16 protein-coding genes are annotated in these 14989 nt (G+C 67.7%); 11 read left to right on the forward strand and 5 right to left on the reverse strand.

Annotation, left to right across the window (positions count from 1 at the left end):
• The first annotated feature begins 60 nt into the window (after positions 1–60).
• The 4 genes from ACIGFL_RS14635 (at position 61) to ACIGFL_RS14650 (ending at position 3232) form a co-directional block, all read left to right on the forward strand.
• Positions 61–726, forward strand: coding sequence for a fumarylacetoacetate hydrolase family protein (locus ACIGFL_RS14635; RefSeq protein WP_397497677.1), 666 nt, complete (start codon positions 61–63; stop codon positions 724–726).
• 160 nt (positions 727–886) lie between these two features.
• Positions 887–1804, forward strand: a complete 918-nt coding sequence (locus tag ACIGFL_RS14640) for an SdiA-regulated domain-containing protein (RefSeq protein WP_397497678.1) — start codon at positions 887–889, stop codon at positions 1802–1804.
• A 92-nt stretch (positions 1805–1896) separates the two neighbouring features.
• On the forward strand, positions 1897–2244 hold the full coding sequence (locus ACIGFL_RS14645) for a NirD/YgiW/YdeI family stress tolerance protein (protein WP_397487002.1): 348 nt from the start codon (positions 1897–1899) through the stop codon (positions 2242–2244).
• A gap of 73 nt (positions 2245–2317) precedes the next feature.
• Positions 2318–3232: an SdiA-regulated domain-containing protein gene (locus tag ACIGFL_RS14650; protein ID WP_397497679.1), complete on the forward strand. Its 915-nt coding sequence runs from the start codon at positions 2318–2320 to the stop codon at positions 3230–3232.
• On the opposite strand, the gene ACIGFL_RS14655 is transcribed toward ACIGFL_RS14650, so the two are convergent.
• On the reverse strand, positions 3229–3564 hold the full coding sequence (locus ACIGFL_RS14655) for a YegP family protein (RefSeq protein WP_122109674.1): 336 nt from the start codon (positions 3562–3564) through the stop codon (positions 3229–3231). The two genes, ACIGFL_RS14650 and ACIGFL_RS14655, sit on opposite strands and share 4 nt — an antisense overlap.
• Before the next feature lie 63 nt (positions 3565–3627).
• A complete protein-coding gene (rpiA, locus tag ACIGFL_RS14660) occupies positions 3628–4299 on the reverse strand; it encodes a ribose-5-phosphate isomerase RpiA (protein WP_021442584.1) in 672 nt (223 codons plus the stop codon).
• 148 nt (positions 4300–4447) lie between these two features.
• Here rpiA and ilvA point away from each other — a divergent pair, with 148 nt between their 5' ends.
• Both ilvA and ACIGFL_RS14670 read left to right on the forward strand, forming a co-directional pair.
• Entirely contained in the window at positions 4448–5962 is a 1515-nt protein-coding gene (ilvA, locus tag ACIGFL_RS14665) for a threonine ammonia-lyase, biosynthetic (RefSeq protein ID WP_021442585.1), read from the forward strand.
• A gap of 13 nt (positions 5963–5975) precedes the next feature.
• Positions 5976–6416: a DUF2269 family protein gene (locus ACIGFL_RS14670; protein ID WP_397497680.1), complete on the forward strand. Its 441-nt coding sequence runs from the start codon at positions 5976–5978 to the stop codon at positions 6414–6416.
• A 146-nt stretch (positions 6417–6562) separates the two neighbouring features.
• Here ACIGFL_RS14670 and ACIGFL_RS14675 read toward each other — a convergent pair whose 3' ends face one another.
• On the reverse strand, positions 6563–7216 hold the full coding sequence (locus ACIGFL_RS14675; protein ID WP_122109671.1) for an HAD family phosphatase: 654 nt from the start codon (positions 7214–7216) through the stop codon (positions 6563–6565).
• Between the two features lie 143 nt (positions 7217–7359).
• Between ACIGFL_RS14675 and ACIGFL_RS14680 the strand changes: the two genes are divergently transcribed.
• Both ACIGFL_RS14680 and ptsP read left to right on the forward strand, forming a co-directional pair.
• Positions 7360–7839 carry an RNA pyrophosphohydrolase gene (locus ACIGFL_RS14680; protein ID WP_122109670.1) on the forward strand — a complete coding sequence of 160 codons (480 nt, stop codon included), beginning with the start codon at positions 7360–7362 and terminating at the stop codon, positions 7837–7839.
• Between the two features lie 19 nt (positions 7840–7858).
• On the forward strand, positions 7859–10138 hold the full coding sequence (ptsP, locus tag ACIGFL_RS14685) for a phosphoenolpyruvate--protein phosphotransferase (protein ID WP_122109669.1): 2280 nt from the start codon (positions 7859–7861) through the stop codon (positions 10136–10138).
• A gap of 66 nt (positions 10139–10204) precedes the next feature.
• On the opposite strand, the gene ACIGFL_RS14690 is transcribed toward ptsP, so the two are convergent.
• On the reverse strand, positions 10205–10951 hold the full coding sequence (locus tag ACIGFL_RS14690; RefSeq protein ID WP_021443807.1) for an NRDE family protein: 747 nt from the start codon (positions 10949–10951) through the stop codon (positions 10205–10207).
• Positions 10952–11101: 150 nt separating this feature from the next.
• Between ACIGFL_RS14690 and ACIGFL_RS14695 the strand changes: the two genes are divergently transcribed.
• Genes ACIGFL_RS14695 through ACIGFL_RS14705 form a run of 3 tightly spaced genes read left to right on the forward strand, consistent with a single transcriptional unit; the run spans position 11102 to position 13489 of the window.
• Positions 11102–11884: a sulfite exporter TauE/SafE family protein gene (locus tag ACIGFL_RS14695; RefSeq protein ID WP_397497681.1), complete on the forward strand. Its 783-nt coding sequence runs from the start codon at positions 11102–11104 to the stop codon at positions 11882–11884.
• 10 nt (positions 11885–11894) lie between these two features.
• On the forward strand, positions 11895–12698 hold the full coding sequence (lgt, locus tag ACIGFL_RS14700) for a prolipoprotein diacylglyceryl transferase (protein WP_122109667.1): 804 nt from the start codon (positions 11895–11897) through the stop codon (positions 12696–12698).
• Positions 12695–13489 carry a thymidylate synthase gene (locus ACIGFL_RS14705; RefSeq protein WP_397497682.1) on the forward strand — a complete coding sequence of 265 codons (795 nt, stop codon included), beginning with the start codon at positions 12695–12697 and terminating at the stop codon, positions 13487–13489. The genes lgt and ACIGFL_RS14705 overlap by 4 nt, the downstream gene beginning before the upstream one ends.
• 44 nt (positions 13490–13533) lie before the next feature.
• Here ACIGFL_RS14705 and ACIGFL_RS14710 read toward each other — a convergent pair whose 3' ends face one another.
• Positions 13534–14916, reverse strand: coding sequence for a GTPase/DUF3482 domain-containing protein (locus ACIGFL_RS14710; protein WP_397497683.1), 1383 nt, complete (start codon positions 14914–14916; stop codon positions 13534–13536).
• Positions 14917–14989: the final 73 nt, after the last annotated feature.

The raw sequence follows: 14989 nt of genomic DNA on the forward strand, positions 1-14989 counted from the left end.
AAGGTACCTGACCGGCCACAAGCCGAGATGTCCACAATACGAACAACACAGGAGTCGGTGATGAGCTATCAGCACCAGTATGTCGACGGAACCACCGTCCACTTTCCCCTCGGCAAGGTCGTGTGCATCGGGCGCAACTACGCCGAACACGCCAAGGAGCTGAACAACCCGGTGCCCAGCGAACCGCTGCTGTTCATCAAGCCGGGCTCCTGCGTGGTGCCGCTGGACGAAGGCTTCGCCATTCCCGACGATCGCGGCGCGGTGCACTACGAGGCGGAAATCGCCGTGCTGATCGGCAAGCCGCTGTCGAAGAAGCCGGACGCCGAGGAAGTGCGCGACGCCATCAGCGGTTTCGCCCCGGCGCTCGACCTGACCCTGCGCGACCTGCAGAGCAAGCTCAAGGAGAAGGGCTACCCCTGGGAAATCGCCAAGAGTTTCGACGGCGCCTGCGTGCTGGCGCCCTTCGTGCCCGGCGATGCCATCGAAGACCTGGCCGATATCGGCATCCGCCTGTCGATCAACGGCGACATCCGCCAGGACGGCAACAGCCGCGACATGCTCAACCCCATAGTCGCGATGGTCCAGCACATGGCCGGGCACTTCGCCCTGCAGCCGGGCGACGTCATCCTCACCGGCACCCCGGTGGGCGTCGGCGCGCTGCACAAGGGCGACGAGCTGGTGCTGGAGTTGGTCGGTCACAGTAGTTTCACCAGCCGCGTGCTATAGAACCGCCCACGATCTGCTGCGCGTCGGCCCTGCGGCGTTAAAAACAGGCTCTAGCTCGTAAGATCGTGCACAGGTTCTACACCAACCGCCGCCCGACGGGCGGCGGAACTCCATTCGACAGCGGATGTCGGATTGCCATCAAGCAGCCGAGCCGTCGCCCATGTCCTCTCGCCGTTCCCCCGTGTTCCGTCCTCGCTACTGGCTCGCCGGCGCTGCCGCGGCAACGCTGGCGCTGGCGGTGCATGCCCTGCACTGGGACGACCGCGCGCTGCTCTGGTGGCAGGAGGGCCGCACGCCCCTGGTGGATCGCCTGGCCAGCGTCTGGCTGCCCGGCTACCGCGCGGTGATCCAGGCCAAGATGTTGGCCGGCCTGGAGGAGGACGAAACCTCCGGGCTGACCTACAACCCCGCCACTGGCACCCTGTTCACCGTCACCGGCAAGCATCCGCTGCTGGTCGAACTGTCGCGCGAGGGCGAGGTGCTGCGGCGCATCGAACTGACCGGCTTCGCCGACCCGGAAGGGGTGGAGATGCTCGACGGCGGGCGCATGGCGATCATCGACGAGCGCCGCCGCCAGCTCACCGCCTTCACCCTCGGCGAGGACGAACTGAGTCTGGACGCCGCCGACTTCCCCGGTTTCGACCTGGGCTTCGTCGATGCCGGCAACAAGGGCTTCGAGGGCATTGCCTGGGATGCGCGCAGCCGCAGCCTGCTGCTGGGCAAGGAGCGCAGCCCGCTGGGTCTGTTCAGCCTGCCGTTCCCCGGCGAGGACGGCGCCGCCGGTGTGCTGCAGCCGCTGAGCTACAAGCACCTGGGCATGCGCGATATCTCCTCGCTGAGCATCGATGCGCGCACCGGCCATACCCTGGTGCTGTCCGACGAATCGCGCATGCTGCTGGAGCTCGACCGCGCCGGCCAGCCGGTCAGCTTCCTCAGCCTCAGCGGCGGCCGCAACGGCCTGGAGCGGGCCATCGAGCAGGCCGAAGGGGTGACCATGGACGAGCAGGGCAACATCTATATCGTCGCCGAGCCCAATCTGTTCTACGTGTTCAGCAAGTCGGCGCCGGACGCCGGCTGAGCCGTTCAGCTTGGCTTAAGCGCCGATTCAGTCTGGCTTCAGCTTGCCGCCCTAATCTGACCCCGTCACTTACGAACAACGAGGTCAACACCATGAAACCTACCGCTCTCGCTCTGCTGGTTCTGCCGCTGCTCAGCTCCGCCGCCTTCGCCACCGGCTACACCGGCCCGGGCGCCACGCCGCAGGTCACCAGCGTTTCCGCCGCGCTGCAGGCGGCCGACGACACCCAGGTGGTGCTCGAAGGTCAGATCGTCAAGCGTCTGCAGGACGAACTCTACGAATTCAAGGACGCCAGCGGCACCATCCAGGTGGAGATCGACGACGAAGACTGGCCGAACCAGACCGTCTCGGAAACCGCCAAGGTGCGCCTGACCGGCGAAGTGGACAAGGATTTCAACAGCCGCGAGATCGATGTCGACCGCGTCGAGCTGATCAACTGATCGAAGGTTTTCTGCTAACCCGCCACGGCCCGTTCCGTGGCGGGCTTTTTCGTTGTCGTCAGAGAGAGTCGTCATGCGCCGTCTGCTGAGTTTCAACCCCTGGCTCTACATCCTGTTGTTCCTGCTGCTGGTCGGCGCCGTGCTGGGCCAGCAATACCGTCTGTTCGAGCGCGCCTGGTTCGTGGTGCAGGAGTGGCGGCACGGCGGAGAGTGGCGCGAGCGCTCGCTGTGGCTGGGCGACTACCGGGTGGTGATCGACGCCAAGCCGATCGGCGACATCAGCGACGTCTCGGCGCTGACCTACGACCCGGATCGCACCAGCCTGTTCAGCGTCACCAACAAACCGGCGCGGGTGATCGAGCTGAGCCTGGACGGGCAGCTCAAGCGCAGCATCGACCTGCAAGGCTTCGGCGACCCCGAGGCCATCGAGTACGTGGCGCCGGGCACCTACGTGATCGCCGACGAGCGCGAGCAGCGTCTGGTCAAGGTACGCATCGACGACGCCACCCGGGTGCTCGACGCCGCCGATTTTCAGCAGCTGTCGCTGGGCATTGGCGCGGGCGGCAACAAGGGCTTCGAGGGGCTGGCCTACGACGCCAAGAACCAGCGCCTGCTGGTGGCCAAGGAGCGCGACCCGGTGCGCATCTTCGAGGTGCTCGGCTTCCCCCATGTCGATGCGGGCAAGCCGCTGGCGCTGCAGGTCAACACCGACCCCAAGCGCGATGCGCGGCTGTTCGTGCGCGACCTGTCGAGCCTGGATTTCGACAGCGCCACCGGCCACCTGCTGGCGCTGTCGGACGAGTCGCGCCTGGTGATCGAACTGAACGCGGCGGGCAAGCCGGTCAGCACCCTGTCGCTGCTGGCCGGCCAGCACGGCCTGCGGCGCGGTGTGCCGCAGGCCGAGGGGGTGGCCACCGACGACGCCGGCAACCTCTACCTGATCAGCGAGCCGAACCTGTTCTATCTGTTCAGGAAGGCGGCCGATTAGGCCGTCTGATCGTCCAGGGCGGCGTCCGGTGCATTCTTCTGCACCGATTCGATGCCGTTCTGGCAGCTGGCGGCACTGGCGTACATCTGGCTCTGGCCGACCACCTGGCCGTTGGTGGCCTTGAGCACGAAGTAGTGCTTGTCGTTGCTCGCGGCCTTGGTCTCGAAGGCGCCGGCGCGCTGCGCGTTCTTGCGTACCGAGTCGATGCCGTTCAGCGCCGAATCCCTGGCCTTGTACAGCTCGCTGGTGAGGATGACCTGGCCGTTGCCGGCCAGCAGGTTGAAATGGAACTGGCCGTCTTTGGCCTTCTTCAGCTCGAACTTGCCGGACATGAGGCACTCCTGGTGAGGGGGGATTCGGCTTTAGCCTAGCCCCTCCTGCCTATCCGGCCAGTTTCAGCGGCTGATGCGCTTGACGCCCTCGGCAGTCCCCAGCAACAGCAGGTCGGCCGGGCGGGCGGCGAACAGGCCGTTGGTGACCACCCCGACTATGGCGTTGATGTCCGCTTCCAGCTTCACCGGGTCGACGATGCTCATGTTGTGCACGTCGAGGATGATGTTGCCGTTGTCGGTCAGCACGCCCTCGCGGTACACCGGGTCGCCGCCCAGCTTGACCAGCTCGCGCGCCACGTGGCTGCGCGCCATGGGGATCACCTCGACCGGCAGCGGGAAGGCGCCGAGCACCGGCACCAGCTTGCTGGCGTCGGCGATGCAGATGAAGGTGCGCGCCACCGCGGCGACTATCTTCTCGCGGGTCAGCGCGGCGCCGCCGCCCTTGATCAGGTGGAGGTGCTCGTCGCTCTCGTCGGCGCCGTCGACGTAGAACTCCAGTTCGCTCACCGTGTTCAGGTCGTACACCGGGATGCCGTGGCCCTTGAGCCGCGCGGCGGTGGCTTCGGAGCTGGCCACCGCGCCGTCGAATTCCATCCGGTGCTTGGCCAGGGCGTCGATGAAGAAGTTGGCGGTTGAGCCGGTGCCCACGCCGATGACGCTCTTGCTGTCGAGGCGGGGAAGAATGTGGTCGACGGCGGCCTGGGCCACGGCCTGTTTCAGCTGATCCTGGTTCATCGCGGGGGTGCGCCTGGCAAGGGAGGGAAAAGAGGCGGGAATTATAGCCGCATGGCGGGCAAAAACCCCGCACTCTCTGTGGTCGCACGGCGAAGCGCTGGGGTAGACTCGGCAGTCCCCTCCAAGCCCGACCGCCTGCGAACTCGCCATGCTCGAACAGTACGTGAAGAAGATCCTCACCTCGCGCGTCTACGACGTCGCGGTGGAAACCCCGCTGCAACCGGCCCGCCAGCTGTCCGAGCGGCTCGGTAACCAGATTCTGCTCAAGCGCGAGGATCTGCAGCCGGTGTACTCGTTCAAGATTCGTGGCGCCTACAACAAGCTGGCCCAGCTGTCGGCCGAGGAACTGGAACGCGGCGTGGTCACCGCCTCGGCCGGCAACCACGCCCAGGGCCTGGCCCTGGCGGCCAAGCACCTGGGGGTGAAGGCGACCATCGTCATGCCGCGCACCACGCCGGAATTGAAGGTGCAGGGCGTGCGCTCGCGCGGCGGCAAGGTGGTGCTGCACGGCGACGCCTTCCCCGAGGCGCTGGCGCATTCGCTGAAGCTGGTGGAGGAGAAGGGCTACACCTATATCCACCCTTACGACGACCCGCTGGTGATCGCCGGCCAGGGCACCGTGGCCATGGAGGTGCTGCGCCAGCACCCGGGCCAGCTGGACGCCATCTTCGTGCCGGTGGGCGGCGGCGGCCTGATCGCCGGCATCGCCGCCTACGTCAAGTACCTGCGTCCGGAAATCAAGGTGATCGGCGTCGAGCCGGACGACTCCAACTGCCTGCAGGCCGCCATGGCCGCCGGCGAACGGGTGGTGCTGCCGAGCGTCGGGCTGTTCGCCGACGGCGTGGCGGTGGCGCAGATCGGCGCGCACACCTTCGATATCTGCAAGCAATACGTCGACGAGGTGATCACCGTCAGCAGCGACGAGATCTGTGCGGCGATCAAGGACATCTACGACGACACCCGCTCGATCACCGAGCCGGCCGGCGCCCTGGCCGTGGCCGGGATCAAGAAGTACGTCGAGCGCGAGCGCGCCCAGGGCAAGGTGCTGGTGGGCATCGATTCGGGCGCCAACGTCAACTTCGACCGCCTGCGCCACGTCGCCGAACGCGCCGAGCTGGGCGAGAAGCGCGAGGCGATCATCGCCGTGACCATCCCCGAGCAGCCGGGCAGCTTCAAGGCCTTCTGCGAGGCCATCGGCAAGCGGCAGATCACCGAGTTCAACTACCGCTACCACACCGATCGCGAGGCGCACATCTTCGTCGGCGTGCAGACCCACCCCGACAGCGACCCGCGCGCGGCACTGGTCGAAGGCTTGCGCGCCCAGGGCTTCCCGGTGCTGGACCTGACCGACAACGAGCTGGCCAAGCTGCATATCCGCCATATGGTCGGCGGCCACGCCGCGCGGGTCAGCGACGAGATGGTGTTCCGCTTCGAGTTCCCCGAGCGGCCGGGCGCGCTGTTCAACTTCCTGCAGAAACTCGGCGGGCGCTGGAACATCTCGATGTTCCACTACCGCAACCACGGCGCCGCCGACGGCCGCGTGGTGGCCGGCCTGCAGGTGCCGGACAGCGAGCGCCACCTGGTGGCCGAGGCGCTGGACGCCATCGGCTACCCCTATTGGGACGAGAGCGACAACCCCGCCTATTCCCTGTTTCTGGGTTGATAAGGAAAGTCTGATGGAACACTACCTGCTGGTCCGCATTCTCCACGGTGCCCCGGGCATCCTGCTGCTGCTCGGCCTGATCGCTCACGGCGTGATGCTGTTCAAGGCGCAGCGCGCAGGCGATGCCGCGGTGCTGGCGCGCAAGCTGCGCGTGACCCTGCTGTACAGCCTGCCGGCCTTCGCCGTGCTGGCGCTGAGCCTGCCGCTGACCGGCTGGTGGCTGGTGGACAACGTCGGCTGGCCGCTGGGACAGACCTGGCTGCTGCTGGGCAGCATCCTCTACGCCGTGCTGATGCTGCTCGGCCTGCTGCTGGCCGGGCGTCTGGCCGCCTGGCGCGCGCTGGGCGACGCCCCGGCGCCGACCGCGCTGGGGCGCCTGTGCCTGATCTACGCGGCGCTGATCCTGGTGCTGTTGATCGCCATCATGGCCTTGATGGGCGCCAAGCCGGCGTAGGCGGCGTCGCGGGCGCCGCCTCTCATGCGCCCGGTGCGCATGGGCGTAGCCCGGGGCAATCCGGGGCATCGGCTTCCCGGATTGCATCCGGCTACAGGGCCTTACGCGCGGCGCGTAGGAGCGGCTGCAGCCGCGAAGCGCTGGATTCAACGCAGCGAAATCACCGGCCAGCCGCGCTCGACGGCGGTGGCGCGCAGCACCTCGTCCGGGTCCACCGCCACCGGCTGGCTGGCGACTTCCAGCAGCGGCAGGTCGTTGCGCGAGTCGCTGTAGAAGTAGCTGCCGTCCAGGCTGTGGCCGGTCTGCGCCAGCCACTCGTGCAGCCGCGTCACCTTGCCCTGCTGGTAGCAGGGCACGCCGGCGATCTGCCCGGTGTAACGGCCGCCTTCCATGCCGCATTCGGTGGCGATCAGCGTCTCGACGCCGAGGCGCGCGGCGATGGGCGCGGTGACGAAACGGTTGGTGGCGGTGATGATCACCAGCTTGTCGCCGGCTTTGCGGTGTTCTTCCAGCAGCGCCTCGCCCTTGGCCAGGATGATCGGCTCGATCACCTCGGCCATGAACTCGCGGTGCCACTGCGCCAGCTGCTCCATGCCGGTGCGGCCGAGAATCGCCTGGCTGAAGTTCTGGTAGGCCACCACGTCCAGCTTGCCGGCGCAGTAGTCGGCATAGAAGGCATCGTTGCGCGCCTGGTATTCGTCGGCGTCGACCAGGCCGCGCTGGCAGATGAAGTCGCCCCAGCTGTGATCGCTGTCGCCGGCGAGCAGGGTGTTGTCGAGATCGAATAGGGCCAGGCGCACCTTGAGTACCTTCGTGGGAAACCGGTTGGGCGCGCCAGAATAGCCGCTTTAGACGACCTTTCCTACCGCGCCGCAGGCCGCGTTGCCGCTGTCGCCGGCTTTGTGGAACAATGCCGGAACTTGCGCGTACGAGGTTGCTTGCCGTGATCGATTCTGATGGTTTCCGCCCGAATGTCGGCATCATCCTGACCAATGATGTCGGCCAGGTGCTCTGGGCGCGGCGCATCAACCAGGATGCCTGGCAGTTTCCCCAGGGCGGGATCAACGACCGCGAATCGCCGGAAGAGGCGCTGTACCGCGAACTCAACGAAGAAGTCGGCCTCGAGGAGCAGGATGTGAAGATCCTCGCCTGCACCCGCGGCTGGTTGCGTTATCGTCTGCCGCAGCGCCTGGTGCGCACCCACAGCCAGCCGCTGTGCATCGGCCAGAAGCAGAAGTGGTTCCTGCTGCGCCTGACCGGCGCCGAAGAGCGGGTGCGCATGGATCTGACCGGCAAGCCCGAGTTCGACGGCTGGCGCTGGGTCAGTTACTGGTATCCGCTGGGTCAGGTGGTCACATTCAAGCGCGAGGTGTACCGCCGCGCCCTCAAGGAACTCGCCCCGCGCCTGCTGGTGCGCGACTGATACGGACTAGAACCGAGCCATGCTCAATACGCTGCGCAAGATCGTCCAGGAAGTTAACGCCGCCAAGGATCTCAAGGCGGCGTTATCGATCATCGTGCAGCGGGTCAAGGAGGCCATGGGCAGCCAGGTCTGCTCGGTCTACCTGCTCGACCCGGAAACCAACCGCTTCGTGCTGATGGCCACCGAGGGCCTCAATAAGCGCTCCATCGGCAAGGTCAGCATGGCCCCCAACGAAGGTCTGGTCGGCCTGGTCGGCACCCGCGAGGAGCCGCTGAACCTGGAAAACGCCGCCGACCACCCGCGCTACCGCTACTTTGCCGAGACCGGCGAGGAGCGCTACGCCTCCTTCCTCGGCGCGCCGATCATCCACCACCGGCGGGTGATGGGCGTGCTGGTGGTGCAGCAGAAGGAGCGCCGCCAGTTCGACGAGGGCGAGGAAGCCTTTCTGGTCACCATGAGCGCCCAGCTCGCCGGGGTCATCGCCCATGCCGAGGCCACCGGCTCGATCCGCGGCCTCGGCCGTCAGGGCAAGGGCGTGCAGGAGGCCAAGTTCGTCGGCGTGCCCGGCGCCCCCGGCGCCGGCGTCGGCACCGCGGTGGTGGTGCTGCCGCCGGCCGACCTCAACGTGGTGCCGGATCGTGCGGTGGACGACATCGCCGCCGAGCTGGAGCTGTTCGACAAGGCCCTGGGCTGGGTGCGCGAGGACATGCACGAGCTGTCCGCCAAGCTCGCCACCCAGCTGCGCAAGGAAGAACGCGCGCTGTTCGACGTCTACCTGATGATGCTCGACGACGCCGCCCTGGGTAACGAGGTGCGCAAGGTCATCAAGACCGGCCAGTGGGCGCAGGGCGCCCTGCGCCAGGTGGTGCTCGACCACGTGCAGCGTTTCGAGCTGATGGACGACGCCTACCTGCGCGAGCGCGCCAGCGACGTGCGCGACCTCGGCCGGCGCCTGCTCGCCTACCTGCAGGAGGAGCGCAAGAGCGCCCTGGTCTACCCGGACAACACCATCCTGGTCAGCGAGGAGCTGTCGCCGGCGATGCTCGGCGAAGTGCCGGAGGGCAAGCTGGCCGGCCTGATCTCGGTGACCGGCTCGGGCAACTCGCACGTGGCGATCTTCGCCCGCGCCATGGGCATCCCCACGGTGATGGGGGTGGTCGACCTGCCCTATTCGAAGATCGACGGCATCAAGCTGATCGTCGACGGCTACCACGGCGAGGTGTTCACCAACCCCAGCGAACTGCTGAGCAAGCAATACGCCGAGGTGGTCGAGGAGGAGCGCCAGCTCACCGAGGGCCTCGACGCCCTGCGCGCGCTGCCCTGCGAGACCCTCGACGGCCAGCGCATGCCGCTGTGGGTCAACACCGGCCTGCTCGCCGACGTCGCCCGCGCCCAGCAGCGCGGCGCCGAGGGCGTCGGCCTGTACCGCACCGAAGTGCCGTTCATGGTCAACGAGCGCTTCCCCAGCGAGAAGGAGCAGCTGGCCACCTACCGCGAGCAGCTGCAGGCCTTCCACCCGCTGCCGGTGACCATGCGCACCCTGGATATCGGCGGCGACAAGGCGCTGTCCTACTTCCCGATCAAGGAAGAGAATCCCTTCCTCGGCTGGCGCGGCATCCGCGTCACCCTCGACCACCCGGAAATCTTCCTGGTGCAGACCCGCGCCATGCTCAAGGCCAGCGAAGGGCTGAACAACCTGCGCATCCTGCTGCCGATGATCTCCGGCACCCAGGAGCTGGAGGAGGCGCTGCACCTGATCCACCGCGCCTGGGGCGAGGTGCGCGACGAAGGCACCGACGTGCCGCTGCCGCCCATCGGCGTGATGATCGAGATCCCCGCCGCGGTCTACCAGACCCGCGAGCTGGCGCGCCAGGTGGACTTCCTCTCGGTCGGCTCCAACGACCTGACCCAGTACCTGCTGGCGGTGGACCGCAACAACCCGCGGGTCGCCGACCTCTACGACTTCCTCCACCCGGCGGTGCTGCAGGCGCTGCAGAAGGTGATCCACGATGCCCATGCCGAAGGCAAGCCGGTGAGCATCTGTGGCGAGATGGCCGGCGACCCGGCCGCTGCCGTGCTGCTGCTGGCGATGGGCTTCGACTCGCTGTCGATGAACGCCACCAACCTGCCCAAGGTCAAGTGGCTGCTGCGCCAGATCACCCTGAGCAAGGCCAGGGAGCTGCTCGGCCAGGTGATGACCATGGACAACCCGCACCTGATCTACAGCACCCTGCACCTGGCCCTGCGCAACCTCGGCCTGGGCCGGGTGATCAACCCCGCGTCGAATATCCAGGCCTGAGCCGGTGTTTCTATCTAGTAGCCCGGGTGACATCCGGGCTACCCGTTAGGTCGCGCGTGGCGCCCCTTACCTGCGTACAGCCACCTCGCCCAGCGGCCTGCCTTGCGGACCGAAGCTGCGCTCGACCAGCTCCCAGCTGTCGTCGGCGTTGAGCAGCAGCGCGGTGCTGGCGCGGGTGCCGTAGTTGGCGCTGGCGATAAAGGCGGTGGCCAGCAGGCGCTCGACCGCCGGGCCGACGCCGGTGTCGGGCAGCAGGTGCTCGGGTGGTTGCGTGGTGTCGGCCAGCAGGGCCAGCAGACGCTGGCTGTCGGGCGCGTCGAGACAGTTCTCCAGCGTCGCCTTGGCCCGCTGCAGCTTGGGCCAGGGGCTGTCGAGGCTGGCGTTGGACAGGCCGTAGAGCCCCTCCGCCAGGGGGCGCGGGTCGTCCTCGCGGCTGTTGTAGTACCAGAGCTGGCGCGCATCGCCGAGCAACAGGTTGAAGCCGGCGTAGTCGCTGGCCCTGGCCGCGATCTGCGCGAGGTAGGCCTGCGGCGTCAGCGTGCCGCGTAGGAAGGCCACCGGCAGCTCGCCGCGCGAGCGCTGCCCGGGCTCCTGGCTGGGGTCGCGGATATTGGTCAGCGCGGCGAAGCGGCCGTCCGCGCTCATCCCCAGCCAGGTGCCGCCGGCCTGCAGGTCGCGTCCGGCGAACAGCCCCGGCGCGTCGTCCCACTCGCGCAGCGGCCAGCTGGGGCGGGCGTAGAACTCGTCGCGGTTGGCCGCCAACAGCAGCGGCTGCGGGTGATCTGGACGCCAGGCGAAAACGATCAGGCACATGGGACGATCCTTGTACGGAGTGTGCCTAGCAGGCTAGCACGAAGCCGAAACGGCGGAGTGGATCCGCCCCGGCTCCCGGTGGCCGACGCCCGGAGCCTGCCGCTGCCGGGGCAATTCCGCTACCATGCCGCTTTGTTTTCGGGGGTGTCGATGGAACTGCTGCTCTACCTGCTGCTGGGCGCGGCCGCCGGCGTGCTGGCCGGCCTGTTCGGCGTGGGCGGCGGGTTGATCATAGTGCCGGTGCTGGTCTTCAGCTTCGCCGCGCAGGGCATGCCGGCGGAGATTCTCACCCACCTGGCGGTGGGCACTTCGCTGGCCACCATCGTCTTCACCTCGATCAACTCCGCGCTCGAGCATCAGCGTCAGGGCGCGGTGCGTTGGCCGCTGTTTCGCTGGCTGAGCCTGGGCATCCTGTTCGGCGCGGCGCTGGGCGCGCTGACCGCGGCGGCCATCGAGGGCGGCTGGTTGCAGAAGATCATCGGCGTGTTCGCCCTGATCATCGCCGCGCAGATGGCCTTGGACCTGAAACCCAGGGCCAGCCGCGCTGTCCCAGGCAAGCCGGGTTTGGCGGCGGCCGGCGGGGTGATCGGCTGGGCCTCGGCGATCTTCGGTATCGGCGGCGGCTCGCTGACCGTGCCCTTCTTGGTCTGGCGCAGCGTGCCGATGCAGCAGGCGGTGGCCACCTCGGCGGCCTGCGGTCTGCCGATCGCCCTCGCCGGCGCGCTGAGTTTCATGTTTACCGGCTGGGGGAATCCCAATCTGCCGCAGTGGAGCGTCGGTTTCGTTTACCTGCCGGCGCTGGTCGGGATCGCCGTCACCAGCATGTTTTTCGCCCGCTTCGGCGCGCGCCTGGCCCATCGCCTGTCGCCGCGTCTGCTCAAGCGTCTGTTCGCCCTGCTGCTGTTCAGCGTGGGCCTGAGTTTTTTGATCTAAGGAGTGATTGATGCTGCCTTACCCGCAGATCGACCCGGTGGCCATCGCCCTGGGCCCGCTGAAAATCCACTGGTACGGCCTGATGTACCTGGTCGGCATCGGTGGCGCCTGGTGGCTGGCCTCGCGCCGGCTGGCCCGCTTCGACGCCGGCTGGAACAAGGAGAAGCTCTCCGACCTGGTGTTCTGGGTGGCCATGGGGGTGATACTCGGCGGCCGTCTGGGCTACGTGTTCTTCTACGACTTCGCGGCCTATATCGCCGAACCGGCGAAGATCCTGCGGGTCTGGGAAGGCGGTATGTCGTTCCACGGCGGGCTGCTCGGGGTGATGCTGGCCACCTGGTGGTTCGGCAAGCGCAACGGCAAGAGCTTCTTCGAACTGATGGACTTTATCGCCCCGCTGGTGCCGATCGGCCTGGGCGCCGGGCGCATCGGCAACTTCATCAACGCCGAGCTGTGGGGCAAGGCCACCGACCTGCCCTGGGCCATGGTGTTTCCCACCGACCCGCAGCAACTGGCGCGGCATCCCTCGCAGCTGTACCAGTTCGCCCTGGAGGGCGTGGCGCTGTTCGCCATCCTCTGGTTCTACTCGCGCAAGCCGCGCCCGACCATGGCGGTGTCCGGCCTGTTCGCCGCCTGCTACGGGCTGTTCCGCTTTATCGTCGAGTTCGTCCGCGTGCCGGACGCCCAGCTCGGCTACCTGGCCTGGAACTGGCTGACCATGGGCCAGGTGCTGTGCCTGCCGATGATCCTCGGCGGTATCGGCCTGATTCTTTACGCCTACAAGCGCCAGCCTGTTCAAGGAGCCGCCCGATGAAACAGTACCTCGACCTGATGCGCCACGTGCGTGAGCACGGCACCTTCAAGGAGGACCGCACCGGCACCGGCACCTACAGCGTGTTCGGCTACCAGATGCGCTTCGACCTGGCCGACGGCTTCCCCCTGGTCACCACCAAGAAGTGCCACCTGCGCTCGATCATCCACGAGCTGCTGTGGTTCCTGCAGGGCGACACCAACATCCGTTACCTGAAGGAAAACGGCGTGTCCATCTGGGACGAATGGGCCGACGAGAACGGCGACCTCGGCCCGGTGTACGGCTACCAGTGGCGCAGCTGGCCGGCGCCCAACGGCGAGTCGATCGACCAGATCGCCAAGCTGATCGCGATGATCAAGAGCAACCCGGACTCGCGCCGGCTGATCGTCTCGGCCTGGAACCCGGCGCTGGTCGAGAAGATGGCCCTGCCGCCGTGCCACGCGCTGTTCCAGTTCTACGTGGCGAACGGCAAGCTCAGCTGCCAGCTCTACCAGCGCTCGGCCGATATCTTCCTGGGCGTGCCCTTCAATATCGCCAGCTACGCCCTGCTGACCCTGATGGTGGCGCAGGTCTGCGACCTCGAGCCGGGCGAGTTCATCTGGACCGGCGGCGACTGCCACCTGTACGCCAACCATCTGGCTCAGGCAGACATCCAGCTTTCCCGCCAGCCGCTGCCGCTGCCGACCATGAAGCTCAACCCCGAAGTGAAGGATCTGCTGGCCTTCAAGTTCGAGGACTTCGAGCTGGTCGGCTACGAAGCGCACCCGCATATCAAGGCGCCGGTGGCGGTCTGACGCAGACGGAGCTTGTGGCGACGCAGGTGGGCGTAGGGTGGGCTTTAGCCCACCGGCTGCACGGCGATTTCACTGCGCAGCCGCTCCACCTGTTCGGCGCGCTCGGCCTCTTCCAGGCGAGCACCGGGGTTGAGCGACGACCATTCGGGATGGGCGCGGGCCAGGTTCAGTGGCGCGGGTAACTTGCCTTGGCGCCACAGGGTTTCCTGCGGGGCACTGAGGGTGATGGCCTCCATCGCCGCATGACCGCGGGCGTCCAGGGCGCGCAGCAGTTGCTGCTGGCGCAGGGCGAGCAGGCGCAGCACGGCATCGTCCACGGTCAGCTCGCGTTGGCCCTTCAATTTGCCTTTAAGCCTTTCCCCGTAATTGCGCAGGGTCTGCGCGCTGCCGCCGATCACCGCGCCCAGCGCGGCGGCCGCTCCCAGGGTGAGGCCGCCGACCAGCAGGTCGACGCCGACGCCGGTGGCCGCGCCGGCCGCCATGCCGCCGCCGACCTTGATGCCGAGCTGCTTGAGGGTTTCCGGATTGAACAGGTCGTCGCCCCAGCGGCCGTCCAGCAGCGGCAGGTCGCCGGCCTGGGCATCGCTCGGGCGGAAGGCGTAGAGGCGCAGCAGGGCCTCGACGCAGAGCTGCTCGCGCTGGCGGATGGTCTCGCGCAGCGCGGCGATGGCGGCCTGCTCCAGCACTGGCTGAGCGGCCACGCTGCGCCGGCAGGCGGCGCAGTCGAGCAGCAGTTCGGCGACCAGTCGCGCGCCGGCCTGGTGCCGCGCCCGGCGCTGCACCTGGTGATCCTCGATCAGGCGCTGCAATTGCGGGCGCGAGCGCTCCAGCAGCAGGGCCAGGCTCTCGTACAGGCGGCGTTCGCCGTCCTCGGGCGGGGCCACGCTGTCGAAGGCCACCAGGGCGTGCAGGCCGAGACGCGCCAGGGCGTCGCGCCAGTCGGCGGTGCGGTGTTCGCCGCTGGCGACGAAATTCAGTACCGGCAGCAGCGGCCGGCCGCACATGGCCAGCACTGCCAGCTCGTCACGGTACTTGGCCAGCACCGGCTCGCGCACGTCGATCACGTACAGCCCGGCGTCGGAAGCCAGCAGCTGGCGCAGCACCTTGGCCTCCTGCTCGTAGCGCTGGCGCGCCTCGCTGCCCTCGAGAAAGCGGGCCAGGCGCGCCGGGCCGTCCAGGCGTTCGCCGGGGCGGTCGAGGCGCTCCAGATGGTCGAGCAGGGCGATGGCGTCTTCCAGACCGGGGGTGTCGTACAGCTCCAGCAGCGCGGTGCCGTCGACCGACAGGCGCGCGCCTTCGACATGGCGCGTGGTGCTGGCGCGCGGCGACACCTCGCCGAACTCCACGTCGCGGGTCAGGGTGCGCAGCAGCGAGGTCTTGCCGACGTTGGTGTGGCCGACCAGGGCGAGTCGTAGCGGCTGGCTCATGGTGCGGATCTCGGCGTCGTGAGACTTCGTAGGGTGGATGACGCTTTTTTCATCCACCGTCGCCAATGGTGGA

The sequence above is a fragment of the Pseudomonas sp. NPDC077649 genome, assembly GCF_044542855.1.
GTDB lineage: Bacteria > Pseudomonadota > Gammaproteobacteria > Pseudomonadales > Pseudomonadaceae > Aquipseudomonas.